At 33.4% G+C, this 26,798-nt stretch carries 23 protein-coding genes; 12 read left to right on the top strand and 11 right to left on the bottom strand.

Annotated features, from left to right (window positions below; all coding sequences use genetic code 11):
- The first annotated feature begins 168 nt into the window (after positions 1 to 168).
- From ABTV69_RS00610 to ABTV69_RS00595, 4 genes are read left to right on the top strand one after another with little or no spacing between them, the layout of a single operon-like run.
- On the top strand, positions 169 to 1,851 hold the full coding sequence (locus ABTV69_RS00610; protein ID WP_433833331.1) for a M23 family metallopeptidase: 1,683 nt from the start codon (positions 169 to 171) through the stop codon (positions 1,849 to 1,851).
- Between the two features lie 12 nt (positions 1,852 to 1,863).
- Positions 1,864 to 4,329 (top strand): TonB-dependent receptor plug domain-containing protein, encoded by a 2,466-nt coding sequence (locus tag ABTV69_RS00605; protein ID WP_433833329.1) that lies wholly within the window; start codon positions 1,864 to 1,866, stop codon positions 4,327 to 4,329.
- Positions 4,326 to 4,979 (top strand): hypothetical protein, encoded by a 654-nt coding sequence (locus ABTV69_RS00600; protein WP_433833327.1) that lies wholly within the window; start codon positions 4,326 to 4,328, stop codon positions 4,977 to 4,979. The genes ABTV69_RS00605 and ABTV69_RS00600 overlap by 4 nt, the downstream gene beginning before the upstream one ends.
- Before the next feature lie 30 nt (positions 4,980 to 5,009).
- Positions 5,010 to 5,729 carry a hypothetical protein gene (locus ABTV69_RS00595; RefSeq protein ID WP_433833325.1) on the top strand — a complete coding sequence of 240 codons (720 nt, stop codon included), beginning with the start codon at positions 5,010 to 5,012 and terminating at the stop codon, positions 5,727 to 5,729.
- Positions 5,730 to 5,934: 205 nt separating this feature from the next.
- On the opposite strand, the gene ABTV69_RS00590 is transcribed toward ABTV69_RS00595, so the two are convergent.
- The 5 genes from ABTV69_RS00590 to ABTV69_RS00570 all read right to left on the bottom strand — a co-directional run bounded on the left by ABTV69_RS00590 (position 5,935) and on the right by ABTV69_RS00570 (position 12,132).
- A complete protein-coding gene (locus ABTV69_RS00590) occupies positions 5,935 to 6,636 on the bottom strand; it encodes a DUF2971 domain-containing protein (protein WP_433833323.1) in 702 nt (233 codons plus the stop codon).
- A 128-nt stretch (positions 6,637 to 6,764) separates the two neighbouring features.
- A complete protein-coding gene (locus tag ABTV69_RS00585) occupies positions 6,765 to 8,594 on the bottom strand; it encodes an ABC transporter ATP-binding protein (RefSeq protein WP_433833321.1) in 1,830 nt (609 codons plus the stop codon).
- A 202-nt stretch (positions 8,595 to 8,796) separates the two neighbouring features.
- On the bottom strand, positions 8,797 to 10,524 hold the full coding sequence (locus ABTV69_RS00580; protein WP_433833319.1) for a phospho-sugar mutase: 1,728 nt from the start codon (positions 10,522 to 10,524) through the stop codon (positions 8,797 to 8,799).
- 112 nt (positions 10,525 to 10,636) lie between these two features.
- The gene (locus ABTV69_RS00575; RefSeq protein ID WP_433833317.1) at positions 10,637 to 11,593 is read right to left on the bottom strand and encodes a glycosyltransferase family 2 protein; all 957 of its coding nucleotides are present in this window, start codon (positions 11,591 to 11,593) and stop codon (positions 10,637 to 10,639) included.
- 8 nt (positions 11,594 to 11,601) lie between these two features.
- The gene (locus tag ABTV69_RS00570) at positions 11,602 to 12,132 is read right to left on the bottom strand and encodes a DUF4199 domain-containing protein (protein WP_433833315.1); all 531 of its coding nucleotides are present in this window, start codon (positions 12,130 to 12,132) and stop codon (positions 11,602 to 11,604) included.
- Positions 12,133 to 12,382: 250 nt separating this feature from the next.
- Here ABTV69_RS00570 and ABTV69_RS00565 point away from each other — a divergent pair, with 250 nt between their 5' ends.
- Both ABTV69_RS00565 and ABTV69_RS00560 read left to right on the top strand, forming a co-directional pair.
- The gene (locus ABTV69_RS00565; protein ID WP_007804523.1) at positions 12,383 to 12,637 is read left to right on the top strand and encodes a type B 50S ribosomal protein L31; all 255 of its coding nucleotides are present in this window, start codon (positions 12,383 to 12,385) and stop codon (positions 12,635 to 12,637) included.
- Between the two features lie 160 nt (positions 12,638 to 12,797).
- Positions 12,798 to 13,973 carry a GlmU family protein gene (locus tag ABTV69_RS00560; protein WP_433833312.1) on the top strand — a complete coding sequence of 392 codons (1,176 nt, stop codon included), beginning with the start codon at positions 12,798 to 12,800 and terminating at the stop codon, positions 13,971 to 13,973.
- Positions 13,974 to 14,219: 246 nt separating this feature from the next.
- Here ABTV69_RS00560 and ABTV69_RS00555 read toward each other — a convergent pair whose 3' ends face one another.
- Positions 14,220 to 14,669 (bottom strand): PepSY-like domain-containing protein, encoded by a 450-nt coding sequence (locus ABTV69_RS00555; RefSeq protein ID WP_433833310.1) that lies wholly within the window; start codon positions 14,667 to 14,669, stop codon positions 14,220 to 14,222.
- Between the two features lie 243 nt (positions 14,670 to 14,912).
- Here ABTV69_RS00555 and ABTV69_RS00550 point away from each other — a divergent pair, with 243 nt between their 5' ends.
- The 3 genes from ABTV69_RS00550 to ABTV69_RS00540 all read left to right on the top strand — a co-directional run bounded on the left by ABTV69_RS00550 (position 14,913) and on the right by ABTV69_RS00540 (position 19,400).
- Complete coding sequence (locus ABTV69_RS00550) at positions 14,913 to 16,547, top strand: ABC-F family ATP-binding cassette domain-containing protein (RefSeq protein ID WP_433833308.1); 1,635 nt, start codon at positions 14,913 to 14,915, stop codon at positions 16,545 to 16,547.
- Between the two features lie 231 nt (positions 16,548 to 16,778).
- Positions 16,779 to 17,948 carry a porin gene (locus ABTV69_RS00545; protein ID WP_433833306.1) on the top strand — a complete coding sequence of 390 codons (1,170 nt, stop codon included), beginning with the start codon at positions 16,779 to 16,781 and terminating at the stop codon, positions 17,946 to 17,948.
- A 21-nt stretch (positions 17,949 to 17,969) separates the two neighbouring features.
- Positions 17,970 to 19,400, top strand: a complete 1,431-nt coding sequence (locus ABTV69_RS00540; RefSeq protein ID WP_433833304.1) for an anion permease — start codon at positions 17,970 to 17,972, stop codon at positions 19,398 to 19,400.
- Here the strand turns inward: ABTV69_RS00540 and ABTV69_RS00535 are convergent.
- Complete coding sequence (locus ABTV69_RS00535) at positions 19,397 to 19,699, bottom strand: GNAT family N-acetyltransferase (RefSeq protein WP_433833302.1); 303 nt, start codon at positions 19,697 to 19,699, stop codon at positions 19,397 to 19,399. The two genes, ABTV69_RS00540 and ABTV69_RS00535, sit on opposite strands and share 4 nt — an antisense overlap.
- Before the next feature lie 291 nt (positions 19,700 to 19,990).
- Between ABTV69_RS00535 and ABTV69_RS00530 the strand changes: the two genes are divergently transcribed.
- Complete coding sequence (locus ABTV69_RS00530) at positions 19,991 to 20,650, top strand: alpha/beta hydrolase (RefSeq protein ID WP_433833300.1); 660 nt, start codon at positions 19,991 to 19,993, stop codon at positions 20,648 to 20,650.
- A 319-nt stretch (positions 20,651 to 20,969) separates the two neighbouring features.
- Here ABTV69_RS00530 and ABTV69_RS00525 read toward each other — a convergent pair whose 3' ends face one another.
- Positions 20,970 to 21,485 (bottom strand): DUF2892 domain-containing protein, encoded by a 516-nt coding sequence (locus ABTV69_RS00525; RefSeq protein WP_111424580.1) that lies wholly within the window; start codon positions 21,483 to 21,485, stop codon positions 20,970 to 20,972.
- Positions 21,486 to 21,654: 169 nt separating this feature from the next.
- Between ABTV69_RS00525 and rpmH the strand changes: the two genes are divergently transcribed.
- A complete protein-coding gene (rpmH, locus tag ABTV69_RS00520) occupies positions 21,655 to 21,816 on the top strand; it encodes a 50S ribosomal protein L34 (RefSeq protein WP_008464848.1) in 162 nt (53 codons plus the stop codon).
- A 145-nt stretch (positions 21,817 to 21,961) separates the two neighbouring features.
- On the top strand, positions 21,962 to 24,817 hold the full coding sequence (carB, locus tag ABTV69_RS00515) for a carbamoyl-phosphate synthase large subunit (protein ID WP_433833298.1): 2,856 nt from the start codon (positions 21,962 to 21,964) through the stop codon (positions 24,815 to 24,817).
- A gap of 70 nt (positions 24,818 to 24,887) precedes the next feature.
- Here carB and ABTV69_RS00510 read toward each other — a convergent pair whose 3' ends face one another.
- The 3 genes from ABTV69_RS00510 to ABTV69_RS00500 all read right to left on the bottom strand — a co-directional run bounded on the left by ABTV69_RS00510 (position 24,888) and on the right by ABTV69_RS00500 (position 26,793).
- The gene (locus ABTV69_RS00510) at positions 24,888 to 25,415 is read right to left on the bottom strand and encodes a hypothetical protein (RefSeq protein WP_433833296.1); all 528 of its coding nucleotides are present in this window, start codon (positions 25,413 to 25,415) and stop codon (positions 24,888 to 24,890) included.
- Between the two features lie 308 nt (positions 25,416 to 25,723).
- Positions 25,724 to 26,263: a DUF4252 domain-containing protein gene (locus tag ABTV69_RS00505; protein ID WP_433833294.1), complete on the bottom strand. Its 540-nt coding sequence runs from the start codon at positions 26,261 to 26,263 to the stop codon at positions 25,724 to 25,726.
- A gap of 2 nt (positions 26,264 to 26,265) precedes the next feature.
- Complete coding sequence (locus ABTV69_RS00500) at positions 26,266 to 26,793, bottom strand: DUF4252 domain-containing protein (RefSeq protein ID WP_433833292.1); 528 nt, start codon at positions 26,791 to 26,793, stop codon at positions 26,266 to 26,268.
- Positions 26,794 to 26,798: the final 5 nt, after the last annotated feature.

Genomic DNA, 26,798 nt, shown 5'->3' with positions numbered 1-26,798 from the left:
TCATTACTTAATCATACAAAGTTAGTATTCCTTTTTATTAATGCAATTTTTTCTCGATTTTTTTGCATTAAAAATAAGCAAATAAATGAAATTCAGGTTATTGTGTTTTTATGCTAATTATCCTCGGTTTTGCCCTGTTAATTTTTTATCTTAGCAAAAATGTTGCTTATGAGATATGCTGTACTTACCTTTTTGATTTCTAATTTTATATTTGCCCAAACGCAATATCCTAAAGATTATTTTCGTCCACCTCTTGATATTCCAATGCAGCTTTCCGGTAATTTTGGGGAGTTAAGGCCTAATCACTTTCATGCTGGTTTTGATTTGAAAACCAATCAGAGAGAAGGTTTAACTGTACACGCTATTGCCGATGGATATGTTTCTAGAATTAAAATTTCTACTTTTGGAAACGGGAAATGCATTTATATCACGCATCCAAATGGCTATACTTCTGTTTATGGGCATTTGCAAACTCCAACCGGTGCAATTTTGGATTATGTGAAAAAAACGCATTACAAAGAAAAGGCATACGAAATTGAAATGTTTCCCAAACCAGATGAGCTTCCTGTTAAAAAGGGAGATATAATTGGTCTTTCTGGAAACACAGGTTCGTCAGAAGGTCCTCATCTTCATTTTGAAATTCGAGATACTAAAACGGAGTTTGTTATCAATCCGATTTTCTTTGGCTTTGACCAAAATATAAAAGATAACAAAAAGCCTACTTTGTCTAGTCTGTACGTCTATCCTTTGGATAATGCAACGGTAAATCAGTCTAAGCAGCCTTTATTGGTAAATTTGGCGCTTCAAAAAGATGGGACTTATTTGGCTTCTAAAGTTAAATCAAATGGGAAAATTGGTTTCGGTATTAATGCGGTAGATACCGATGATGTTTCGCATAACAAAAATGGTGTATTTAATGTTTCAACCTTTGTAAATGGTGATCCAAATTATAATTATCAATTTAATACCTATTCGTTTGACGAGATGCGCTATATCAATGCTTTTATTGATTATGCTCGATATAAAAAAACAGGGCAGCGCGTGCAGAAACTTTTTATGAAAACGCCTTTTGCTTTAAGTATTATCAAAACAGATTCTTTACGAGGTATTTTAAAAGCAGAGCCTAATTTAGCTGCAAATTACAAGATAGAAGTTTCTGACTATTTTGGTAATATGAATTCGATCACGGTTCCAGTTGAGTATGATGCAACAACACCGCTTGTAGAAGCTGAGCCTGTTAATGGGAAATATTTTATCAAGTATAATAGAGATACCAATTTTGAGAAAGATAATATGTCGGTTTTCTTTCCAGCTGGAACTTTTTATGAAGATTTCAATATGAATTTTGATGTTAGAAATAACAAACTTTTTATTCATGACGATACAGTTCCGGTTCATTCTAATTTTACTATTACCATAAAAGATGCAGTATATCCAGAATCTTTAAGAGACAAACTTTATATAGGAAAAGGGACAAGTTTTAACGGAACAATTAGAAAAGACGACGTTTTTACTGCCAAAGCAAAAATATTGGGTACTTATGGTTTGGTTCTGGATACTATACCGCCGGTTATAAAAATTGCGAAACCTGTTGAAGGGAAATGGATTAGCGATCAAAAGAAAATTGATTTTACGATAAGTGATGCTTTGTCGGGCATAAAATCGTATAACGGCTATTTAAACGGAAGTTGGGTTTTGTTTGAATATGAAAATAAAGCGAGAAGGATTACGCATGCTTTTGATGACCAATATTTGGCAGAAGGGGAAAACGTTTTAAAAATTGAGGTGGTTGATAATGTAGGAAATACTGCTATCTTTGAAACACGTTTTTTCAGAAGTCAAAAAAAATAAAACCCAAAATCTTTGAGTCAAAATAGGTTTACATTCGCTTTTCTTTTTTTATTTATCAGCTGTATTGCATTGGCTCAAAATGCTCGTATTAAAGGAGTGATTTTAGATGCAGAAAAACATTCTGTTTCGGGTGTGAATATTTCTTCGCAAGATGCTTTTGTCCAGTCTGACTCAAATGGTTTTTATGAAATTGTAATTCCGTCAAACAAAAAAGTTTCGCTGATTTTTACTCACGTCTCTTTAAAAATGGTGAGTTTGACGGTTAGTTTAAAAACAAATGAAGTTTTCGTTTTTAATCCGATTATGAACAATTCTGAGGAGCAAATGGGAGAAGTTTTTGTTTCTTCTGGTAATAGAAAACGAGTTCAAGGCATTACATCAGTCGATACCGAAACGATTAAGAAAATTCCAGGGGCAAATGCCGGAATCGAAAATATCTTGAAAACACTTCCGGGCGTTAATTCCAATAACGAATTAAGCACACAATACATGGTGCGAGGAGGTAATTATGACGAAAATCTCGTTTATGTAAATGAGGTAGAAGTATACCGTCCGTTTTTAATTCGTTCGGGTCAACAGGAAGGTTTAAGTTTTACCAATACAGATCTGGTTCAAAATGTGGAATTTTCTGCGGGAGGATTTCAAGCTAAGTTTGGAGATAAATTGTCTTCTGTTTTAGATATCGCGTATCGCAAGCCAAAAGAATTCGGTGCTGCTTTTGAAGCAAGTTTTCTTGGCGGAAGCGCTGCAGTAGATTTGGTTTCGAAAAACAAAAAATGGTCTGCTGTGACCGGAGTTCGCTACAGAAACAATAGTCTTTTGGTAAATAGTCAAGATACCGAGACGAATTACAAACCAACTTTTGCCGATATTCAAACCAATGTAAATTATGATATTTCTGAAAAATGGCAAATGAGCTTTTTAGGAAATATTTCTGAGAATAAATATTCGTATGAACCTTTGGTGCGCCAAACCAATTTTGGAACAGCAGATCAGCCAATGGCGCTTTCGGTTTATTATGACGGACAAGAAAAAGATCAATACAATACTTATTTCGGTGCTTTGAAAACTACTTATAAAGCATCGCCAACGCTTACCTTAAAATTAATTGGTTCTTTGTTTCATACTACAGAAAAAGAGCATTTTGATATTTTAGCTCAATATCGTTTAGGAAATGTAAACGCCGAAAATCCAGAAGATGCTTCGGCAATTGATTTTACACGCGGAATTGGTTCTCAATTGAATCATGCACGAAATGATTTGGATGCTTTGATTGCAAACATTGAACTTAAAGGAATTAAAGACTGGAAGGAAAGCCAATTGGAGTTTGGTTTAAAATATACTAGAGAATCTATTCGAGATCGAGTAGTGGAGTGGGAAGTAATAGATTCTGCTGGATTTTCTATAAATCCGCCTTTGGTTATTTTGCCTAAAAATAATCAGCCTTATACGCCTTATACAGGGCCGCTTTTGCCTTATCAAAATATTCGTGCCACAAATTTTAATACTATAAATAGATTTTCTGGTTATGCACAATGGAATAAGCAATCGGAAATTGGCTCAAGCCGAATTTGGTATCATTTGGGTGCGCGTTTTCAAGGTTGGAATGTTTCTGGAGCTATAGAAGAAGGAAAAACGCAGTTTGTAGTAAGTCCGCGTGCTCAATTTGCAATAAAACCAGATTGGGATCGTGATATGGTTTTCAGGATTTCAGGAGGATTGTATCATCAGCCGCCATTTTATAGAGAATTACGCGATTTAGACGGCGTTGTAAATCCAAATGTGAAAGCACAAGAAGCAATTCATGTCGTTTTAGGAAATGATTATAATTTCAAAATGTGGAACCGTCCTTTTAAGTGGGTAACAGAATTGTATTATAAATCGCTTTCAGATGTAAATGTGTATTCGATAGACAATGTTCGTATTCGTTACGTTGCCAATAATAATGCAAAAGCATACGCGCAAGGTTTGGATTTTAGATTAAACGGCGAATTTGTGCCGGGAACTGAATCTTGGGTAAGTTTTGGATATATGAAAACGGAAGAAAACTACGAGAACAAAGGTTATATTGCTCGCCCGACAGATCAGCGTTTGAAATTTGCAATGTTGTTTCAAGATTATATGCCAAATATTCCAAGTGTGAAAGTGTATTTGAACTTGGTTTATAATACGGGTTTGCCAGGTGGTGCACCAGCTTATTCAGATCCATATTTATATCAAAATAGATTGAATGATTACAGAAGAGCCGATATTGGTTTTGCAAAAGTTTTTGTCGACAGCAGTACTCAAAATACAAAAACAGGATGGCTGAAAAATTTTAAAGAATTGTCACTTGGGTTAGAAATCTTTAATCTTTTCAATAATCAAAACGCGATTACCAATACTTGGGTTCGCGATGTGTATTCAAAAAATCAATATGCTATTCCAAATTATATGACTTCGAGGGTTTTTAACGTTAAGTTAAATGCGAGGTTATGATAGAAAAACGTGAAAAAAGAAAAAAGATTTTTTACGTTCCAGGAATGATTTCTCTGGTTTTGATTCCTTTGTTTTGTTTGTATCATTTTTATAAAGTGGATGCTTTTAAGGTTGAAGGCATGATGAGTTTTTACATTCCTACGGACTCTGCTATGATCGGAAATTTTTTAGCTTTAAAAAGAAATTATCGAATGGTTTGTTTTAATAATTCTTTAGATTTAGAGCGAAAAAAAATAAATGAGCTTGAACTTGCGTTAAGAAAATTAAAGAGGGAAAATGATACTGTAAATGGAATTAAAATTCATTTTGGTAAAAAAGTGAAATATGAAGTGTATGTCCGTGTTTTGGAAATTTTACAAGTTGAAGGCATGCCTTATTATTTGCAATACAAAGATGAGTTTATGGTTTTCATGATGCCTAAACCTAAATTGAAAAATGAACCTAAATTGTCAGTTTTTTTATGCGGGTATCAACCTTCGTATAGGAGTGAAGAAGATCTTTTAAAAGAAGAAAGAAAAAGACAAATTGAATATCTGATAACATTATTTAAAAAGAATTGGATTTTGTTTACAGGCTATCTTGGTTTGGCGGGAGTAAATATCCTTGCACTAGTAAAATTCAATAAAACTCAAAAATACAATCAAAAATAGTATATTTGATAATCGTATATAATCATGTAGATGAAAAAGTATTTTAAATATATCGCCCTAATACTTATCGGAACAGTAATTAGCTGCCGAGAAGAAGTTCAGAAACCAAAAGTAAGCTACGGTGCTTCAAATAAAGTAAGTATAACTAAAACCGATACCACTCAAATTGAAATTGCCGATTTGCCAATTCAAATGGAAGGAACTAATTATTTAATTCATCCGGTGGGAGATTTAAGAGTTTTGGAAAGAGGATCTAAAGCAAGATTTGGTACTTCGAGTGTAAATGATGTGAGTTTTACGATTTCTAATTTAGGCGAATATGAAATTACTGGTTATTTGCAGAATTTAAAATTCCAAAAAGTGGATTCAGATTCCATTCGTCCATTGTCAGATAAACCAATTTTAATTTTAACGGCGACTTATTTGAAAACTGTTGCTGATAAAACGCATAATAATGTTATGGTCTATACGCTGACAGATTCAGATACCAATAAAGATGGGAAAATTGATACCAGCGATATCAAAACGTTATACTTAAGCGATATAAGCGGAGAAAACTTTACCAAAGTTTCTGCCGATTTGCAAGAATTGGTAGATTGGAGTCTAATTGAATCTAAAAACCGTTTGTATTTTAGAACAATAGAGGATACAAATCAAAACGGTCAGTTTGATAAAAATGATGTTTTGCATTACAATTATATTGATTTAGCCTCTAAGAAATGGGAGGTTAAAGGCTATAAACCTATTTAAAGTTGCTAAGACTCTAAGTTGCTAAGCTTGTAAGCTTTTGCCACAGATTAAAAGGATTAAAATGATTTTTTTTAAAATAAAAAACCGCTTTGAAATTTAATTTTTAAAGCGGTTTTCTGTTATACTATTTTGGATAATCCCCTTAATCTGTGTAATCAGTGGCAAAAAAAAACTCAGCACCTTAGAATCTTAGCATCTTAGAACCTTAGATAAGAATATCACTTTCCAGATCTGATTTTTCGATTTCAAAACCGAATCCTAGGCGTTCAACCAATTCTATTACCAATTTTTTGTACCAGTTTTCGGATTTTGGGTGAATATATATTTTTTCGATTAACTGGTTGATGTCAACATTGATTTTTAATCCGTCGTTTAATTTAATATCACTTTTTGAAGTGTCTGTAATAATGCGGACTTCGCGCTCGTATTGAAAGCTTTTTCGTTTAAATAAAAAGGGAAAGAACAAATCATCAAACGGAATATATTCTTTTTTATAATCGATGTAATTTACTTCGCCAATATATTGGTCAAAATTATTTTCAGGTTTTAATGCTTTCTGCAATCTCCCAATTGTGGATTGAATAGCCAATCCTTCGCTATTTTGAGTGAAAATCTGCCACATGGCAAAAGATTCATATTCGTTAATGTGCCAACTGCTTATGGCAACTTGTTCGCGTTGTGTTTTGTAATATTTTAAAAAGTCAGGATTGTCAATGGCTAGCTTTTTAATCTCTTCGTAAGTGGGTTCGCTGAAAGTGCCTTCGTATTGGTCTTCAAATTTGTCTGAACGAGACATGAAAAGCTTTTTTGAGAGCAGTAAATCTAAAAATTTAGATAAGTCCAGATATTTCCAAACAACGGTGTTAGGATCTTCAGGAAGTGTAATGTTTGGGTTGTTAAGATACATTTTTGTGAGATTAAATGATTTATTCTTTAACTAACCTAAAGTTATAAAAATAAACACAGATTAAAGAAATTAAACTGAGTTTTAATATTTCCTTAATCTGTGTAAGTTGATTTGGCTAGATGCGTTTCTTACGATTCGAAAGACTGCATCGTTACCAATTTATTGTAAGTTCCGTTGTGTGCGATCAATTCTTCATGAGTTCCTTGTTCAACGATTTTTCCTTTTTGCATCACTACAATCATATCTGCTTTTTGAATAGTAGAAAGACGGTGCGCAATGACGATTGAAGTTCTGTTTTGCATCATGTTTTCAAGTGCAACCTGAACAAATTTTTCGCTTTCAGTATCCAATGCTGATGTTGCTTCGTCCAAAATCATGATTGGTGGATTCTTCAATACGGCACGAGCAATAGATAAACGTTGTTTTTGTCCGCCAGAAAGTTTGTTTCCGCTGTCTCCGATGTTGGTATAGATTCCTTGCGGAAGATCTTTTACAAACTCGTAAGCATTTGCAATTTTAAGAGCTTCGATAATTTCGTCATCAGTAGCATCTAACTTTCCTAAAGCAATGTTTGCTTTAATAGTGTCATTAAATAAAATACTATCCTGCGTTACCAATCCCATCAAGCTGCGAAGCGACTGCAAATTCATGTCTTTAATGTTGATTCCGTCAATAGAAATAGAACCGTCATTAACATCATAAAAACGAGTCAGTAAATTGGCGATCGTACTTTTTCCACTTCCAGATTGTCCAACCAAAGCAACAGTTTGTCCTTTTTTAATTTGAAGAGAAAAGTCTTTTAAAACCGTTTCTTCTTCGTATTTGAAGTTTACATTTTGAACACTGATAGTATCGTCAAAAGTTGTTTTTTCAACAGCATTTTCTTTAGAAACAATAGTGTTTTCTTGTTCCAGAATTTCAAGAACACGTTCTGCTGCGGCATTTCCTCTTTTGACGCCATAAGAAGCTTTAGAAATGGCTTTTGCGGGAGTTAGAATGTTATAGGCTAATCCCATATAAGCAATAAATGCAGCGCCTTCTAAAGTTTTATCAATCAAAACCATTTGGCCTCCGTACCAAAGTAAAATGGCAATTACCGTAATTCCCATAAATTCACTTGCGGGAGAAGCTAAGTTTTGACGGTTTCCGATACTATTTGATAATGTGAAAAAACGTTCTGTCGAATTTTGAAAAACTTTATTGAAGTAATTTTCAGAATTATATCCTTTTACCACTTTCAATCCGCCAATTGTTTCTTCGATAGTAGAAAGGAATCGTCCTTGTTCTTCTTGAGCTTTAGTAGATTGTTTTTTAAGCTGTTTTCCGATCAATGAAATGATATATCCAGAAACAGGAATAAAGATGAAAACAAACAAAGTCAATTTAGCACTAATGATAAGCATTGTGGTAATTGTAAAGATGATCGTTAAAGGTTCTTTTACGATAAGCTCTAATATTGCCAAAAAGGAGTTTTGAACTTCGTTTACATCAGCTGAAATTCTAGAAATTACGTCTCCTTTTCTTTTTTCAGAATAAAAAGCCAAAGGAAGTTCTAATGTTTTTTTGTACAATGCATTTCGCATATCTTTTAAAACTCCATTTCGAAGGAAATTGATAAAAAACATCGCTAAATAATCGGCTAAGTTTTTAAGTAAAAAGATTGAAATGATTATGGCAACCATTACCGACAGAACATAACCAGGTTCGTGGTTTTTTTGTGCGGTTGTAATGTAATAAGCCAGATAGTCTTCTGCATATTCTTTTATTTTAAAAATACCTTCATAAACGGGCTCTACTTCGATTTTTTCTCCTTTTTCAAACAATACCTGAAGCATTGGTATTAAAGCCACAAACGAGAGTGTGCTGAAAAGCGCATACAAAACATTGAAAAAGATATTTAAGAATGCGTATTTTTTATACGGGTATATAAAAGGAACTATTTTTTTGAAATTACTCATTTATTTTTTTGATATTGTTTTCTTTAATATGGTAGCTCTTTTTGGGAATTAGTTGAGCAGCAATTTTCAAAGCACAAAATTAATCCAATTGCGGTGTTTTCAATTTCTTTTTAGTTTTTTTTATAAAAAAAACTCTGATTTACTTTTTAAGATTGTAAATCAGAGTTTAAAGATATTGAATTTGTTAATTGAAAAATGAAGGTTAGTTCAACTTCATGTCTGCAATGATATTTTGTATTTTATTGTCTAAGAATTTTTCTGCTTCATCAAAATCTGAAACCGATTCAATTTCTGCATTTACACTGATGTAGAATTTAATTTTAGGTTCAGTTCCGCTTGGTCTTGCGCAAATTTTAGATCCGTCTTCCGTGTAATAAATCAATACATTTGATTTTGGAATGTCCATTGTGGATTCTGACCCGTCTAATAAATTTAAAGCAATAGAAGATTGGTAATCCTCGACCATGATAACTCTTTGTCCGTTGATTTCTTTCAAAGGATTTTCGCGTAAATTAATCATCATTTGGTTGATTTCCTGCAAACCTTCCATTCCTTTTTTAGTTAATGAAACTAAAAATTCTTTGTAAAAACCGTTTTCAACATAAAGCTGTAAAAGTTCTTTGTAAACTGAACTTCCTGCAGCTTTCGCTTGAGCGGCAACTTCGCAAATTAATAGAGTAGCGGCAACGGCGTCTTTATCTCTAACGGCATCTCCAACCATAAATCCGAAACTTTCTTCACCGCCTCCGATGAATTCCAGTTCTGGAAAATCTACAATCATTTTTGCGATCCATTTGAAACCAGTTAATCCAACTTTGCACTCAACGCCGTAGCTTGATGCTAATTCCATCATCATCGGAGTAGAAACAATTGTTGAACCAACGAATTGTTTTCCGTTTAGTTTACCTGCTTTTTTCCATTGTTTCAATAAGAAAGAAGTCATTAAAACCATAGTTTGGTTTCCGTTCAATAAAATCATTTTGCCATCGTTGTTGCGAACGGCAACTCCTAAACGGTCGCAATCAGGATCAGTGCCGACAACAATGTCAGAATTTGTTTTGTCTGCCAAAGCCAAAGCCATAGTTAAAGCTTCTGGCTCTTCAGGATTTGGGGATTTTACTGTTGGGAAATTCCCGTCTGGAACAGCTTGCTCAGGAACAATATGAACATTTTTGTATCCAGCTTGCGATAAAGTATCTGGAATAGATTTTATAGAAGTTCCATGCAATGAAGTGAAAACAATATGAAGATTGTCTTTCGCTTCAGTTGGAGTATTAAAACTTGCGTTTTCGATAGACGATTTAATAAATGCTTTGTCTATTTCAGTGTCAATGTACTGAATTAAATCTTCGTTTGCATTAAATTTGATTTTGTCGTAGCTTAAACTCTCGATTACATTAACGATTTCTTTGTCTTGAGGAGGAACGATTTGTCCGCCATCTTGCCAGTATACTTTATAACCATTATATTCTGGTGGATTGTGAGAAGCTGTTAAAACAATTCCGCACTGGCATTGTAAATATTTAAGTGCAAAAGATAATTCTGGAGTTGGTCTTAAATCAGAAAACAAATAGACTTGGATTCCGTTTGCAGAGAAAACATCTGCCACTACTTTTGCCAAAGTATTGCTGTTATGGCGGCAATCGTAAGCAATAGCTACTTTTAACGGTTCGTTTGGAAAAACTTTATGTAAGTAATCAGATAATCCCTGAGTGTTTTTTCCAAGCGTATATTTGTTGATGCGGTTGTTTCCTATACCCATAACGCCACGCATTCCTCCAGTTCCGAATTCTAAGTTTTTGTAAAAACTCTCTTCAAGTTCTTTTGGAGAAGTTGTCATTAACTCTTTAACAGCTGCTTGAGTTTCTTGGTCAAATGTTGGTGTCAGCCATTCGTTTACAGCTTCTAATATATTTGGTGCTATATTCATTGTATTTTGGTTTTATTTTTTGTTTAAAAATAGTTTTTTGTTAAGGTCTAAATGTGCTGTATTCGATAATTTTGTGCCTTAAATAAAAAAAGATTTTAAAAATGGTTTTGTATTAAAAATTAACTTCTCGAGCTACTTTATAACGAGCTTCGTTGTTCTTAGTTCTTAAAATAATCTCGCCTAAGAAACCTGCTAAAAATAATTGAGTTCCAAGAATCATAGTGGTTAAAGCGATATAAAACCACGGATTATTGGTAACCAAACTATATTTCATTCCAGTATACATATGGTATAGTTTAGAAACGCCAATATATCCTGCAGATAAAAATCCGATGATAAACATTAAAGAACCCATTGCGCCAAATAAGTGCATAGGTCTTTTTCCGAATCTTGATAAAAACCAAATGGTAATCAAATCTAGGAAGCCGTTTATAAAACGTTCCATTCCGAATTTAGTTTCGCCGTATTTTCTAGCTTGGTGAATGACTACTTTTTCGCCAATTTTTCCGAAACCGGCATTTTTAGCCAAAACGGGAATATAACGGTGCATTTCGCCAGAAACTTCGATGTTTTTTACTACGACATTTTTATAAGCTTTCAATCCGCAGTTAAAATCGTTTAATTCAACGCCTGAAGTTTTTCTAGCCGCCCAATTAAATAATTTTGAAGGAAGATTTTTTGCCACAACAGAGTCGTAACGTTTCTTTTTCCAACCAGAAACCAAATCAAATTTCTGAGCTGTAATCATTTCATACAATTCAGGAATTTCATCTGGGCTGTCTTGCAAATCGGCATCCATAGTAATGATAACATCACCTTTTGCTTTTGCAAAACCAGCATGTAAAGCTTGAGATTTTCCAAAGTTTTTCATGAAACGAATCCCTTTTACATTTGGGTTTTCGTTAGAGAATCCTTCAATAATCTGCCAAGAATTATCTGTACTACCATCATCTACAAAAATGATTTCATAAGAGTAATTGTTAGATTGCATCACTTTAATGATCCATGTATAGAGCTCTTTAAGTGATTCCTCCTCGTTTAGAAGCGGTATAAGTATAGATAAATTCATTTATATTTTTATTCTTGTGTAGATTTGCTTTTGAAAAATGCTGCGAAAATTAATCCGAAAATTGCGCTGATAACCATAGCGAAAACAGATCCTTTTAATAATTCAAAAGTAGAATACGGATTGCTTTCTTTCATTTTAGCAATAGTTTCGTTAATTGCTGATGCTGGCGTGCCAAATTTCTGCATCATGCCAACAGTGTATTTAATCATAATTTCGCTCAAAGTATCTTTTGCGCCTGGATCAACTACATTGAATAGTACAATGTTAAAAGTTGTTGATATTAAAATACCAATTACTGCAGCTATAAAATAAGTAGTAAAAGCATCTTTAAAAGGAAAAACGCCGTTTAATTCTTTCTTAGTTTTAGAAAGTAAAATAATACTAATAGTAAGGCTTATTACGATTCCTAGTATTCCTATCCACCAAGCTGTAAATAAGTTTAAATCAATAGCATAGATTGTAGCGGTAACCAAAGCCGATGCAATTCCGATCATTACACCATACGTAACACCATTCTTTTTTATAACTTCATTAATCATATTTTGATCTGTTTAAAATTAATCCACAAATATAGTAATTCCCACTATAATCGGATATAAAAAAAGCTTTTCGAAATAAACTAAAAAAAAGTAGGCTAACTGTTTGTTTATTAAAAAAGAATTGTAAATTTGCACACTCAAAAATAATTAAAATTTTAAACAAAAAAGAGTATTGTTTGTTTATACCTTTTTCTAACCATGAAAAAGCTTCAAAATAAAAGTGCTCTATAACAATAAATAAAAAGAAAAGATGAAAAAAGGAGTTCACCCAGAAAATTACAGATTAGTTGCATTTAAAGACATGTCTAATGATGACGTTTTTATCACTAAATCTACTGCAGATACAAAAGAAACAATTGAAGTTGACGGAGTTGAGTATCCAGTTGTAAAAATGGAGATTTCTAGAACATCTCACCCTTTTTATACTGGTAAATCTAAACTTATCGATACTGCAGGACGTATTGATAAATTCAAAACTAAATACGCTAAACACGCTAAAAAATAATAGCTGTTTTACATTATATAAAAGCCTTCCAAATTCTGGAAGGCTTTTTTTATGCGTTAAATATTACTTTTCGTTAATGTGGTTATTAATTAAAACAGTAAAATATTTGTAACTTTGGGGCAGGTAACCAAACTAATTTTTAATAAACACTCAATTATTTATGAACTACATTCTTTTCGACGGACCCGTTCGGAATGCTTTATTACCCTTTACTTTTACTAGGCCTGTTGCTGATATTTTAGTCGGAATTATGACGATTCGCCAGAAATGGGAAAAATATCTTGGTTCTACTATAACAACTATAACAGAGGAATATTTATCGGAGAAATTCCCAATGGTTGAAATGGAAGAAAACGTAATGATCAATGCAGCGTATTTGCCAAATGATACTCTTGTGGAGATGGTTTCTAATTTAACAGAAAATCAAGCGATCTTTAAAGGAGAAGATGTAATTGCTTTTTTTGCAAGCGAAAATCAGGAAGAAGTCGATTTTGATTCGTATGAAATTATTCAATACAATGAAGATTGCATCACAATTGAGCATACTTGGGATATTTTCTCTAAAAATGATGCTGCGATTCGTCAGGATTTTAAATATTTGACTGAAGATCGTACATCGCAGCCAATTCCTAAAAGCGTTAATGTAATTGCTCCGGAAAATATTTTTATTGAAGAAGGGGCAAAATTAGAGTTTGTAACTCTAAATGCATCTAACGGACCTATATATATAGGTAAGAATACCGAAATTATGGAAGGAACCGTAATTCGCGGGCCATTTGCTTTATGCGAAAATGCAATGGTGAAAATGTCAGCTAAGGTTTATGGTGCAACAACTGTTGGGCCTGGATCTAGAATTGGCGGAGAGGTTAAAAATTCTGTTCTTTTTGCCAATTCAAATAAAGGACATGAGGGATTTTTAGGTGATTCTGTTTTAGGAGAATGGTGCAATATCGGTGCAGATTCTAACAACTCGAACCTAAAAAATAATTATGAAGAAGTAAAATTATGGAGCTATGAAACAGAAGGTTTTGCCAAAACAGGACTTCAGTTTTGCGGTTTAATGATGGGAGATCATAGTAAATGCGGAATCAATACTATGTTTAATACTGGAACTGTGGTTGGTGTAAGCGCTAATATTTTCGGTTCTGGTTTTCCTCGTAATTTTGTTCCAAGTTTTTCTTGGGGTGGTGCAGCAGGTTTTACAACTTATCAAACTAAAAAAGCGTTTGAAACGGCACGTTTGGTTTTGTCAAGAAGAAATATCGATTTTGATGAAATAGAACAGGCTATTTTAGAGCATGTTTTCGAAGAAACTAAAAAATGGAGAAAAGACTAAGTTTTTTAATGAGATAATTAGAAAATTAGTCAATTAGATAATTTTTTCAAACCCGATAGACTTTTGTCTTTCGGGTTTGTTTTTTTCTGCCACAGATTATAGGGTTAAAAAGGATTTTTCCTTAAAAAATAATCAGTGATAATTCTTTAATCTATGGCTAAAATTTTCGTATAGCAAACCCGCCAGATTTTTATGTTTAAGGTTTTTTTAAAATTATCTAATTGACTAATTATCTAATTGCCACATTTATTTGCTCACCTTAACGAAATCTTCTTTTAAATTGAATTTTAATTCTAAACCATTAGTAAGTTTTACTTCATAACCAGAAGTTTCGATTTCTATTTTGGTAACTTTTTCTTTTGGAAAATTTGTTTTTATATAAGAAGCGATTTTTTTAGGAACGATCGATTTTGGAATTTTAGCATTATTGCCGTCAACTTCCTTCCAATTTTCTTTTTTATCAAATTCAATTTCAATTTCAATTTCATCGCTAAACTTAACTTTATATTCAGTAGAAAGAATTTCTTTATCTTCTAAAATATAATTCGGTTTTTTTGATCCAAAATGTGTTTTTAAAAAAGTTTGGGCATTTGCGGGTAAAGCCTCTTTTTTGATTACTGTTTTTTGTGCATTTGCAGAAAGTCCAAATAGTAACCCCGCAAATAAGTAAACGGTCAGTTTTAATTTCGTTTTCATATTTTGCTGATTTTTAAAATTATAGTACAAGGTAAGGTTAAAATTTTAAAATATTAGAAATCCATTTGAGTTTCGTTTATTGTAATTAAGGTGTTATCAATTAGTAAATTATCTAATTGACACATTTTCAAAATTATCTAATTTTCAAATTGCCTAATTATCTAATTAATCTATCTTTGCAGCACGAAAAAAATGGGTAGTCAGATAAACGATTAACCGATTTAAACAAATTAACAAAGACAAATGATTACAGTTAACGATATTTCGGTTCAGTTTGGCGGAACTACACTTTTTAGCGATGTTTCTTTTGCTATTAATGAAAATGATAAAATTGCCCTTATGGGTAAAAATGGTGCGGGAAAATCGACACTTTTAAAGATAATTGCTGGTGTAAACAAACCTTCTACAGGAAGTATTTCGGCTCCAAAAGAAGCTGTAATTGCTTACTTGCCACAGCATTTGCTTACTGAAGATGGTGCAACGGTTATGGAAGAAGCGTCTAAAGCCTTCAGTGAAATTTTTACAATGAAAGCTGAAATCGACGATATCAATGAGCAATTGACTGTTCGTACCGATTATGAAAGTGATGAATACATGAAATTAATTGAAAGAGTTTCTGACTTAAGTGAGAAGTTTTATGCAATTGAAGAAGTGAATTACGAAGCTGAAGTTGAAAAAATATTGGTTGGTTTAGGTTTCGAACGTGAAGATTTTACACGTCAGACTTCTGAGTTTTCTGGTGGATGGAGAATGCGTATCGAATTGGCTAAAATTTTATTGAGAAAGCCAGATTTGATTTTGCTGGATGAGCCAACGAACCATATGGATATTGAAAGTATTCAATGGTTAGAAGAGTTTTTGCTGAATCAAGCGAAAGCGGTTGTGGTAATCTCGCACGATAGAGCGTTTGTAGATAATATTACAAACAGAACTATCGAAGTTACGATGGGAAGAATTTACGATTACAAAGCAAAATATACGCATTACTTAGAATTAAGAAAAGATCGTCGTATTCACCAGCAAAAAGCATACGATGAGCAGCAAAAAATGATTGCTGAAAACCGTGCTTTTATTGAGCGTTTCAAAGGAACATTCTCTAAAACAGATGCGGTTCAGTCTCGTGTAAAAATGCTTGAGAAATTAGAAATTGTTCAGGTTGATGAAGTGGATACTTCTGCTTTACGATTAAAATTCCCGCCAGCGGCACGTTCTGGACAATATCCTGTTATTGTAAAAGAAATGTCTAAAGCGTATGGAGATCACGTTGTTTTTAAAGATGCAAACATTGTAATCGAGCGTGGACAAAAAGTGGCTTTCGTTGGAAAAAATGGTGAAGGAAAGTCGACTATGATTAAAGCGATTATGAAAGAAATTGGCGTTGATTCTGGAAGTGTTGAAATTGGACATAATGCTCAAATCGGATATTTTGCTCAAAATCAGGCGGCTTTATTAGATGAAAATGCTACAATTTTTGAAACGATTGATAGTATTGCCGTTGGAGATATTAGAACTCAAATCAAAAATATTTTAGGAGCTTTCATGTTCCAAGGTGATGATATTACGAAAAAAGTTAAGGTACTTTCTGGAGGAGAAAAAACACGTTTGGCAATGATTAAATTATTGTTGGAGCCAGTAAACTTGTTAATTCTGGATGAGCCTTCGAATCACTTAGATATGAAAACCAAGGATATTATTAAAGATGCGCTTCGTGATTTTGACGGAACTTTAATCTTAGTATCTCACGACCGTGATTTCCTTGACGGATTGGCTACTAAAGTTTTTGAATTCGGAAACAAAAGAGTAAAAGAACATTTTGAAGATGTTGCTGGTTTCTTGGCGCACAAGAAAATGGATTCTATGAGAGAGATCGAAAAATAGTATTTTCAAATATAAATTTCAAAGGGCATAAGTTTTATTCTTATGCCTTTTTTTTGTTGCAATATTCATAACAGTATTTTAATGCAATTTTTTTTACATAAAATATCTTTTTTTGTTATTTTAGTAATCCCATTTCGCGTTGACTACAAGTAGTTAACTTTTTTTGATCTCAAAAATAAAAGCCGGTTTTTAAATCGCTATAAATAGTACTATTCCATTTATTTTAAGCCTATGAGTAAAAGTCTACTATTGTTCATTTTTTGCCTTTTTTTTATTACGCCCTTTTTTTTACATGCTCAAGGGGATCTGAATCAGGGAGCTGATAAGCATGAAGCTGATAATAAAGTAACTGAAGAAGTAAAATATCCGCATTTTCAATTAAAAGGTCTTCTTCAGGCCAGATATATAGAAAGTTTTGGGGATAATGTAGATGTTTTAGGAGTTCATCATTCAACAGGCGATGCTGTTCAAAGTTCTTTCGATATAAAAAGAATGCGTGTAGGTCTGAATACCAAATTGAGTGAAACTACAGAGATTGTAATTCTGGTCAATTTAGCCGATTTTAAATCAGACCCTAAAGGGAAAGTTCTTGAAAATGCTTACGGTAAATATACTTTTAATAAATATATAGCCTTGACAGGAGGGCAGTTTCGTCCAGCTTTTGGTATTGAAGAACTTGTTCCTGTTGATATTATAAAGTCTTTTGATTTTTCGAATCAGTATTATGAATTCGGAAAAAATGGATGGACAAGTTTTCAGATCGGAGCATCGGCAACAGGAGCTTTCGATATCGGGAAAATTCCGGTCAATTATGCGGTTTCGGTTTTAAATGGAAATGGAAAAAATGCGGAAATGGATAAAGACAACGGAAAACAATTTTCTTCAAGATGGGTCTTCGGTTTGTCAAAAGAATATAAGATTAATTTAGGTTTAAATGGAGGTTTTGGAAAGGTTTTTAAAGAGGATGTTTTTGCGTTAGGAGCAGATATTACGAGTGATTTCCAAATGACCGATAAACTTAGTTTTGATTTGCAGATAGAATACAAACAGGGAACAAACCATAATTTGTATTACTCTTTGCCAGTTGAAAACAGAACAAATAATGTTGTCGATTACCAGATGAGAGGTATTTATTTTCTGCCAAACTTTAGGTATGAGATAAATTACAATAAACTTACAGCGCTTGAAATTTCTTGTCGTTACGAAACATTTGATCCAAGTTATAAGATTAATTCAAACGTTCGTACCACTTACACGCCAATGGTTAGTTTAGAATTTGGAAAATCGTACACAGGCCGTATCGAGATGGGGTTTGAAATTGATCGATTTGATAAAAGTATTCCAGATACATCAACCTACAATGATAATTTGTTTTTAATTCAGTTACAGCTTAGAATTTAATTCACTTAATTTTTGTTTTTTATGAAAGAAGTAAAAATTCCTCAGACTTTAATTACGCTGGCAGTTTTAGTTGCCATTTGGTTTATTCCAGCTCCAGAAGGCGTTGTGACAGAAGCATGGCATTTATTTGCCATTTTCGTAGCTACTATTTTGGGGATCATCTTAAAGGCGGCTCCGATGGGAACTATGTGTATGATTGCAATTGCATTGACTGCCATGTCTCAGGTTTTAGCTCCAGGAGATCCTGGAAAATCGATCACATTGGCTTTAAAAGGATTTGGTGATAAAGTAATTTGGCTGATCGGAATTTCGTTTTTCATAGCAAGAGGATTCATAAAAACAGGCCTTGGAAACAGAATTGCTTTTTTATTCATAAAAATATTCGGAAAAAGTTCTTTAGGGCTGGCTTACGGTTTAGGATTGGCAGATTTGGTTTTAGCGCCAGCTGTACCGAGTAATACGGCCAGAGGAGGAGGGATCGTTTATCCGATTATGAAATCAATGTCAATGAGTTTTGGTTCGATGCCTGATAAGCCGGAAACGCACAGGAAATTAGGGGCATATTTAACTTTAAATAGTTATAATATGAATTTAATTGCTTCTTCTATGTTTTTAACGGGAACGGCAAGTAATCCAATGTGTCAGAAGTTTGCGCTTAATTTAGGAATAAAAATCAGTTGGATGTCTTGGGCAGCAGCAGCGATTGTTCCTGGTTTATGTGCTTTTTTTGTAATTCCTTTTGTTTTGTATAAAATTTATCCGCCAGAATTAAAGAAAACAGGTGATGCTCCACAGCTTGCCATGCAGAAATTGAAAGAAATGGGCGCTATTACAAGAGACGAATGGATGATGTTGCTGACTTTCTTTATTCTTCTTTTTCTTTGGATGACAGGGGATTTGTTTTCTATTGATGCAACCACAACGGCTTTTATCGGATTGGTAATTTTGCTTCTAACTTCAGTTTTGACTTGGGAAGATGTTAAAGCCGAAAAAGGAGCTTGGGATACCATTGTTTGGTTTTCTGTTTTGGTAATGATGGCCAGTTCGCTTAACGAATTAGGTTTTATAGCGTGGTTCAGTGATTTGGTAAAAGCACAAATTGGCGGATTAAGCTGGCAGATGGCTTTTCCGATTATTATACTAGTGTATTTCTTTAGTCATTATCTTTTCGCAAGTGCAACTGCGCACGTTGCAGCAATGTACGCAGCCTTGCTTGGAGTGGGTGTTTCGCTCGGAATTCCGGGATTATTACTAGCTTTTATGCTTGGTTTTGTCGGATCTCTTTACGGAACTTTAACTCATTATGGTCACGGTCCCGCACCCGTATTTTTCGGAAGCGGTTATGTTGACCTAAAGAGTTGGTGGGTCAAAGGGCTTATAACTGGTTTGGTTATGCTCTTAATCTATATGGTAATTGGAGGCTTATGGCTCCGACTTATTGGGTATTTTTAAATTCTAATTCCAGGAGGAAGTAATTCTTTATATCGCGGATTTTTTTTGAAAAACGAAACAATCTTTGGGTGAATAGGGACTACTCTGTAATTTTTTTCAGAACTTAACTCTAATACATTTTTTAGTAAAGTATTAATTGCTTCTTCGTTCTCGTAAGAATCTGGCTTGTTGATTTTGGTTAAAAAGATTTTTTTTTCTTGAAATGAATACTCAACTGCTAACATACCTTCAGGGATGACAGTTTCGAATTGGCGTGCAAAAGTGTTGTCTTTGATTTCCATAGTTACAGATGTTTCCATAGTAATTTCTTGTTAGGTTATTGGTAAATAGTGAATTTGGGACTCGAAATTTTATTGAAAGAAAATTCTTTATAAGTTTTAAATTCAAAAAATATTTCGAAATGCAAAGGTAATCATTTGATTTTCAATATTAAATTATTTTTTGCAGCTGTAAACTTTAAGTTTTTGTTTCGAAGCACAATTTTTTTTGAATCGCTTTAAAATAGGTCTGAAATTTGATTATCATGATATTAAAAAAAGTAACTTTATTTTTTAGAATAAATAGCCTATTGGTAATTTCATTTTAATGTTATGAGTAAAATTCCAGTTTATTTCATGCCAGGTTTGGCAGCGAGTTCATCTATTTTTGAAAGAATAAAATTGGATGAAGGTATTTTTGAAATGCATCTTTTAGAATGGGAAATTCCAAATCCGAAGGAATCTCTGTCGGATTATGCCCTTCGAATTAGTAAAAAGATAAAAGATGAAAATCCTGTTTTGGTTGGAGTTTCTTTTGGCGGAATTCTAGTGCAGGAAATTTCTAAACATATAAAAACACGAAAAGTAATTATTATTTCGAGTGTTAGAAGTAATCTGGAGTTTCCGAGAAGAATGAAAATAGGGAAGGCCACAAAAGCGTACAAACTAATTCCGATGCAATTAATTCTCAATGTTGAAAAGCTAGCTAAATTTTCTTTTGGAGAAAAAGTTAATAAGAGAATTAAATTGTACGAGAAGTTTCTTTCTGTTCGCGATTTAGGCTATTTGCAATGGGCCGTTGAAAGTGTAATTCTATGGAATCGCGATAAAATTGACGAAAATGTAGTGCATATTCACGGAGATCACGACGATGTTTTTCCTATAAAGTATATTGACAAATGTATAATAGTAAAAGGAGGAACGCATATTATGATCTTGAATAAGTATAAATGGCTGAATGAGAATTTGCCTTCTATTATATTGGAGGACTAAAGGTTTTAAGTTTCAAGTTTCAAGTTTGAGGTTTCAAGTTTTCGACTTTTATCAAAGTTTCGAACTTTGACAAAGATTTGCGCAAAGTAAACGTAAAGTAAACGTAAAGTTTAACCGCGTAGTTTGTCATTCGGAGAAACGGAGAATTTCCACAAGTAACTCATTAAAGTAACCACATAGTTTTGTCTTCCCTAGCGAAGTCGAAGGATCTCTGCTAATCATAAAATGAGAATCTAAAATCTAAACTCGACAATCTAAAATTAAAAAATCCCAAACTCTTTAGGAATTTGGGATTTTTAAAATTGAAAATTAAAATCGTTTAGATTTTCTTCATCTGTTCTTTCATCATAGAGATTTGCTCTTTCAGCATTCCTTGCTTGTCTAATTTTTTAGCTTCGTTTAATAAATTAGTTGCTTCCAATTTTCTTCTGCGTGACATTGCAACTCCTGCAAGGTTTAGTTTCGCTACAGCTAAATCCATATCCATTGATAATCCAAGTTCGATTGCTTTTTTGAAATGTTTTTCTGCTTGGTTGATATTGGTTTGAGATAACATGATACCTTGTAAATAATTTAAGTATCCTTGTTGTTTTCTAACTAATGCTCCTTCTGGATTTTTGATATATGATAACCATTTATTAGCCCCTTCGAAGTCTTGTTTTCTTAATTTTAGGAAGGCTAAAAGGATAAATTCGTTTTTAAAATAAAGAAAAATCGGAATCGCAGTCAATAAAATCAAAAATATACCATTTCCGATATTGCTTTCTGTAAATTGCCAAATGCCCGCCACTACTAGAAGTCCGGCCAAAATAAGTTTAATATTTTTGTTAAACATAATAGATGTATATTTGTGATTGCAAATATAGTAAAAGGAATTAAAAATATTTTTATAAAAGTGCTTGCCAGAGAAAAAAGTCTTTGTATATTTGCACTCGGTTTTTGAACAACGATATCCAAAACCAAAATAAAGAGTTAATAGATACCATTTTTAAAGATACAAAGCAATGAGCAAAAGAACATTTCAACCATCGAAAAGAAAAAGAAGAAATAAGCACGGATTTATGGACAGAATGGCTTCTGCGAATGGAAGAAAAGTTCTAGCGCGTAGAAGAGCAAAAGGAAGACATAAATTAACTGTTTCTAGCGAGCCTAGACACAAAAAATAATGTTTGTATAAACATACATAAGGCGATTACTTTTTTAGTATCGCCTTTTTTTATACCTTGTCGGTAAAAATTTTCTCAACTTTCTAGTTTTAAACACACTAGAACAGTTTTTTAAAATCTTAAATAACTACACAATACATACAAAATGCCTAAAGACACATCAATAAAATCAGTTTTAATTATAGGTTCAGGACCTATTGTTATTGGCCAAGCTTGCGAATTCGATTATGCAGGATCTCAATCTGCTCGTTCGATTCGTGAAGAAGGAATTGAGGTTATCTTGATTAACTCGAATCCAGCGACAATTATGACCGACCCATCTATGGCCGATCATGTTTATTTGAAACCTTTAACGACAAAATCGATTATTGAAATTCTTAAGGAACATCCGCAAATTGATGCTGTTTTGCCTACAATGGGAGGACAAACAGCTTTGAACTTGTGTTTGGAAGCTGAAGAAAAAGGAATCTGGCAAGATTTCGGAGTAAGATTAATCGGTGTTGACGTAAATGCAATTAATATTACTGAAGATAGAGAACAGTTTAAACAGCTTTTAGAAAAAATTAATGTACCAACTGCACCAGCAAAAACAGCTACTTCTTACTTAGAAGGAAAAGAAATTGCTCAGGAGTTTGGTTTCCCGCTTGTAATTCGTCCTTCGTTTACACTTGGAGGAACTGGAGCAGCGGTGGTTTACAAAAAAGAAGATTTTGATGAGCTTTTGACTCGCGGACTTGAAGCTTCTCCAATTCACGAAGTTTTAATTGATAAAGCTTTGATGGGATGGAAAGAATATGAGTTGGAGCTTTTAAGAGATAAAAATGACAACGTGGTAATTATCTGTTCAATCGAAAATATGGACCCAATGGGAATCCACACAGGAGATTCGATTACAGTAGCGCCAGCGATGACATTATCGGATACCACTTTCCAAAAATTACGTGACTACGCAATCTTGATGATGAGAAGCATCGGAAACTTTGCGGGAGGATGTAATGTGCAATTCGCAGTTTCGCCAGACGAGAAAGAAGATATCGTAGCCATCGAGATCAACCCTCGTGTATCTCGTTCTTCTGCTTTAGCATCAAAAGCAACTGGATATCCAATTGCAAAAATCGCTTCTAAACTAGCTTTAGGATACAATTTAGATGAATTGCAAAACCAAATTACAAAATCGACTTCGGCTCTTTTCGAACCAACTTTAGATTATGTAATTGTAAAAATACCACGTTGGAACTTCGATAAATTTGAAGGTTCAGACAGAACTTTAGGTCTTCAGATGAAATCTGTAGGTGAGGTTATGGGAATCGGACGTTCGTTCCAAGAAGCACTTCATAAAGCAACTCAATCTTTAGAGATTAAGAGAAATGGTTTAGGTGCTGACGGAAAAGGATACAAAGATTACGAATTGATTATCGACAAACTGACTCACGCAAGCTGGGATCGTGTTTTTGTAATCTATGATGCAATTGCAATGGGAATTCCGTTGAGCACAATTCACGAAATTACAAGAATCGACATGTGGTTCTTGAAACAATACGAAGAGCTTTACACTTTAGAAAAAGAAATCTCAAAATACAAAGTTGCTGATCTTCCTAAAGAATTGTTGCTTGAAGCAAAACAAAAAGGATTTGCTGACAGACAATTGGCTCACATGATGAGTTGTTTAGAAAGTGAAGTTCACACTTTACGTATGGAACAGAAAATCAACCGTGTATTTAAATTGGTAGATACTTGTGCGGCTGAGTTTAAAGCGTTGACTCCATATTATTACTCAACTTTTGAAGCTGAAATTGAAAAAGCAAACGGAGAACGTTTTGTTGACAACGAAAGTATTGTAACAGAGAAAAAGAAAGTAATCGTTTTAGGTTCTGGGCCAAACAGAATTGGACAGGGAATCGAGTTTGATTACTCTTGTGTACACGGAGTTTTAGCGGCTAAAGAATGTGGTTACGAAACAATCATGATTAACTGTAATCCTGAAACGGTTTCTACAGACTTTGATACAGCTGATAAATTATACTTCGAGCCAGTTTTCTGGGAGCACATTTATGATATCATCCAACACGAAAAACCAGAAGGTGTAATCGTGCAGTTAGGAGGACAAACGGCTCTTAAATTGGCAGACAAACTTTCTAAATACGGAGTAAAAATCATTGGAACTAGTTTTGATGCACTTGACTTAGCAGAAGACAGAGGACGTTTCTCTGACTTGTTGACGGAGTTAAACATTCCTTTCCCAAGATTCGGAATCGCTGAAACAGCTGATGAAGCTTCGAAATTAGCGGATACTTTAGATTTTCCACTTTTAATTCGTCCTTCTTATGTATTAGGAGGTCAGGGAATGAAGATTGTAATCAACAAAAAAGAGCTTGAAGAGCATGTTATCGATTTGTTGAAAGCAATTCCAGGAAACAAATTATTGCTAGATCACTACTTAGCTGGAGCAATCGAAGCTGAAGCTGATGCAATCTGTGATGCTGATGGAAATGTTTACATCATCGGAATTATGGAGCACATCGAGCCTTGTGGAGTTCACTCTGGAGATAGTAATGCAACATTGCCTCCTTTCAACTTAGGGGAATTTGTAATGCAGCAAATTAAAGATCATACACATAAAATTGCTAGAGCTTTAAAAACTGTTGGATTAATCAACATTCAATTTGCGATTAAAGATGATACTGTTTACATTATCGAGGCAAACCCTAGAGCTTCTAGAACGGTTCCGTTTATTGCAAAAGCTTACGGAGAACCTTATGTAAACTACGCTACAAAAGTAATGTTAGGTCATAATAAAGTAACAGATTTTGATTTCAATCCTCAATTAAACGGATTTGCAATCAAACAACCAGTTTTCTCTTTCAGCAAATTCCCGAACGTAAACAAAGCATTAGGGCCTGAAATGAAGTCAACAGGAGAAAGCATCTTGTTTATCGATGACTTAAAAGACGATCAATTCTACGAATTGTACTCTAGAAGAAAAATGTACTTGAGTAAATAATCTCAGATTTTATTATAAAAGAAAAGCTCCAATGAAAATTGGAGCTTTTTTATTTTTAGATCTAATGCTATTAATTAGCAACATCATATTTGTAGTTAAATATTCCATGAGTAACTTTTGTTGTGACAGGATTAGAAGCGCTTATTGGTTTGTTTTCGGCGGCACAGTTAAAAGCAAATGTTCCTGCTACAATTTTTGCATTTACATCAATGTCGTTTATCACCAATAGGCCTTCAACTACATATTGAGAAGTTTCTTTAATGGTGTAATACATTTCGATTTGAGTTTTTGATGCGTCATAAGTGGCTAATCTTATTGGGATTTCGCCCTTTTTAAGGTCACTTCTTTTGATTAAAAGGACAATTTCGTTTAATCCTTTTCTTCCCTGTAATTGTATGAATTCTGTTGTTGGATAATAATTAAATAAAGATTTTGTAGCCGTATTAGAATTGAATGGATTGTTCATTTCCCATTCTATTCCATCAACAGTTGCGGTCATTGCGTATCCAGAATCATGTTTGGTTGGTTCTGCGTTGTCACTTGTACAGCTGTTTAAAATTAATAATAAAAAGATTAATATGGTTTTTGGTGTTCTCATTCTGTTTGTTTTAGGTTGACTGATAGTAAATGTAAAAATTTTTTTGTTAATTCATAATTTTAAGGTACAATCTAAATTTTTAGGTAGTGTTATAAAAATTAAAAGCTCCAGTAACGGAGCTTTTAATTGAGAATCGGTTTTGATTAATATATTTTGAAATTATTCGCCTTGGCCAAAATTCATATTATCAATTTGATTAATAGTAAAATGATATCCCAAATAAATTAGTAAGTATAATTTTAAATGTTGTTAAAAAGAAAAGCTCCAATTGGTATGGAGCTTTCTTAATTGAAAAAAGTAAGATTATATTATTTTTTAAGTAATTGTTCTAAAGGTTTTAGCTGTTCCATGTCTATTTTAGATTTTTGTAAAACAGACATCAAAGTCATAATATTGTTTGGATTCATGTTTTCGCCTAAAACTCGAACTACAGCAAAGCCATTTTCTTTTCTATTGGCAAAAATGACAAACTCTTTAATATTATCATCACTTCCAACATAACTTACAGAAGCACCGTCTTTACCAGAACCAAATTTCATCAATTCTTGATATTTCGGATCTTTTAGTATGGCTTTTACTTTCGTTCTTTCTGTTTCAAACTGCTCTTGATTATTTTGATCGGCTTTAAAAGCTAGAATATTCATTTTGTCAAACGAATTTAAAGCTTCGTTTTGTTCTGCTGATAAATTAGCCTTGTCAACATTCAAAATGTTTGGCGAAATATCTAGAGCGATAAAATCTTTTTTCTCCGAATTCTCAACAAAATACTTTTGCAATGTTGGTTCAGAATTACAGCTTCCTAAAGTTAGGAGAGCCATAAGTGCTACGATGAAAATATTAGTTCTCATTTTTATTTTTTGCCTTTAGAAGCTTTCTTTAAGTCAGAACCGCCAGGAAGCTGCATTTTATCTGTTAATACTGAAATTTCGTTGATGTCAAAATTACCAGTTAAAGATAATAAAACAGTTTCGTCGTTTTTTGCACCGTCAACATACATTAGTAATTCTCTTATCTGAGTATCTGAGGCGCCAGATTTAACCATTATTCTAACATTTTTCCCGCCATCGTTTACACGCATTAATTCTTCTAAACCTGCAGTTTTTACATACTTGTCGGCAGTTGCTTTCATGTCGGCTTCGATTTTTGGATTTTTAGTGGTAAACACTTTTAAGTAATCTAACTTCTTGATTAGAGCAATGTATTGTTGTGTTTCTTTGTCAGAAGCATCCACTTTTACTTTACTCATTAGATCAAACATTTTTTTGTTTACGATTACAGAGGTTACATCGTCTTGACCATCAAATTTGTCAAAAGCGCCTTGTGCGTAAAAAGTGGTGGTAACGAATGCAAAAACTAGAGTTATGATGAAATTTTTCATTTTGA

The organism is Flavobacterium anhuiense, assembly GCF_050990855.1.
GTDB lineage: Bacteria > Bacteroidota > Bacteroidia > Flavobacteriales > Flavobacteriaceae > Flavobacterium > Flavobacterium anhuiense_C.
Note: the sequence above shows the minus strand (reverse complement) of the source record. Positions and strands in the feature narration are given on the sequence as shown.

What these genes read in the sequence shown, in the direction of transcription:
- ABTV69_RS00610 (WP_433833331.1), top strand. Translation starts at nt 169, where the DNA reads ATGAGATATGCTGTACTTACCTTTTTGATTTCTAATTTTATATTTGCC.
- ABTV69_RS00600 (WP_433833327.1), top strand. Translation starts at nt 4,326, where the DNA reads ATGATAGAAAAACGTGAAAAAAGAAAAAAGATTTTTTACGTTCCAGGA.
- ABTV69_RS00595 (WP_433833325.1), top strand. Translation starts at nt 5,010, where the DNA reads ATGAAAAAGTATTTTAAATATATCGCCCTAATACTTATCGGAACAGTA.
- ABTV69_RS00590 (WP_433833323.1), bottom strand. Translation starts at nt 6,636, where the DNA reads ATGTATCTTAACAACCCAAACATTACACTTCCTGAAGATCCTAACACC.
- ABTV69_RS00585 (WP_433833321.1), bottom strand. Translation starts at nt 8,594, where the DNA reads ATGAGTAATTTCAAAAAAATAGTTCCTTTTATATACCCGTATAAAAAA.
- ABTV69_RS00580 (WP_433833319.1), bottom strand. Translation starts at nt 10,524, where the DNA reads ATGAATATAGCACCAAATATATTAGAAGCTGTAAACGAATGGCTGACA.
- ABTV69_RS00575 (WP_433833317.1), bottom strand. Translation starts at nt 11,593, where the DNA reads ATGAATTTATCTATACTTATACCGCTTCTAAACGAGGAGGAATCACTT.
- ABTV69_RS00570 (WP_433833315.1), bottom strand. Translation starts at nt 12,132, where the DNA reads ATGATTAATGAAGTTATAAAAAAGAATGGTGTTACGTATGGTGTAATG.
- ABTV69_RS00565 (WP_007804523.1), top strand. Translation starts at nt 12,383, where the DNA reads ATGAAAAAAGGAGTTCACCCAGAAAATTACAGATTAGTTGCATTTAAA.
- ABTV69_RS00560 (WP_433833312.1), top strand. Translation starts at nt 12,798, where the DNA reads ATGAACTACATTCTTTTCGACGGACCCGTTCGGAATGCTTTATTACCC.
- ABTV69_RS00555 (WP_433833310.1), bottom strand. Translation starts at nt 14,669, where the DNA reads ATGAAAACGAAATTAAAACTGACCGTTTACTTATTTGCGGGGTTACTA.
- ABTV69_RS00550 (WP_433833308.1), top strand. Translation starts at nt 14,913, where the DNA reads ATGATTACAGTTAACGATATTTCGGTTCAGTTTGGCGGAACTACACTT.
- ABTV69_RS00545 (WP_433833306.1), top strand. Translation starts at nt 16,779, where the DNA reads ATGAGTAAAAGTCTACTATTGTTCATTTTTTGCCTTTTTTTTATTACG.
- ABTV69_RS00540 (WP_433833304.1), top strand. Translation starts at nt 17,970, where the DNA reads ATGAAAGAAGTAAAAATTCCTCAGACTTTAATTACGCTGGCAGTTTTA.
- ABTV69_RS00535 (WP_433833302.1), bottom strand. Translation starts at nt 19,699, where the DNA reads ATGGAAACATCTGTAACTATGGAAATCAAAGACAACACTTTTGCACGC.
- ABTV69_RS00530 (WP_433833300.1), top strand. Translation starts at nt 19,991, where the DNA reads ATGAGTAAAATTCCAGTTTATTTCATGCCAGGTTTGGCAGCGAGTTCA.
- ABTV69_RS00525 (WP_111424580.1), bottom strand. Translation starts at nt 21,485, where the DNA reads ATGTTTAACAAAAATATTAAACTTATTTTGGCCGGACTTCTAGTAGTG.
- rpmH (WP_008464848.1), top strand. Translation starts at nt 21,655, where the DNA reads ATGAGCAAAAGAACATTTCAACCATCGAAAAGAAAAAGAAGAAATAAG.
- carB (WP_433833298.1), top strand. Translation starts at nt 21,962, where the DNA reads ATGCCTAAAGACACATCAATAAAATCAGTTTTAATTATAGGTTCAGGA.
- ABTV69_RS00510 (WP_433833296.1), bottom strand. Translation starts at nt 25,415, where the DNA reads ATGAGAACACCAAAAACCATATTAATCTTTTTATTATTAATTTTAAAC.
- ABTV69_RS00505 (WP_433833294.1), bottom strand. Translation starts at nt 26,263, where the DNA reads ATGAGAACTAATATTTTCATCGTAGCACTTATGGCTCTCCTAACTTTA.
- ABTV69_RS00500 (WP_433833292.1), bottom strand. Translation starts at nt 26,793, where the DNA reads ATGAAAAATTTCATCATAACTCTAGTTTTTGCATTCGTTACCACCACT.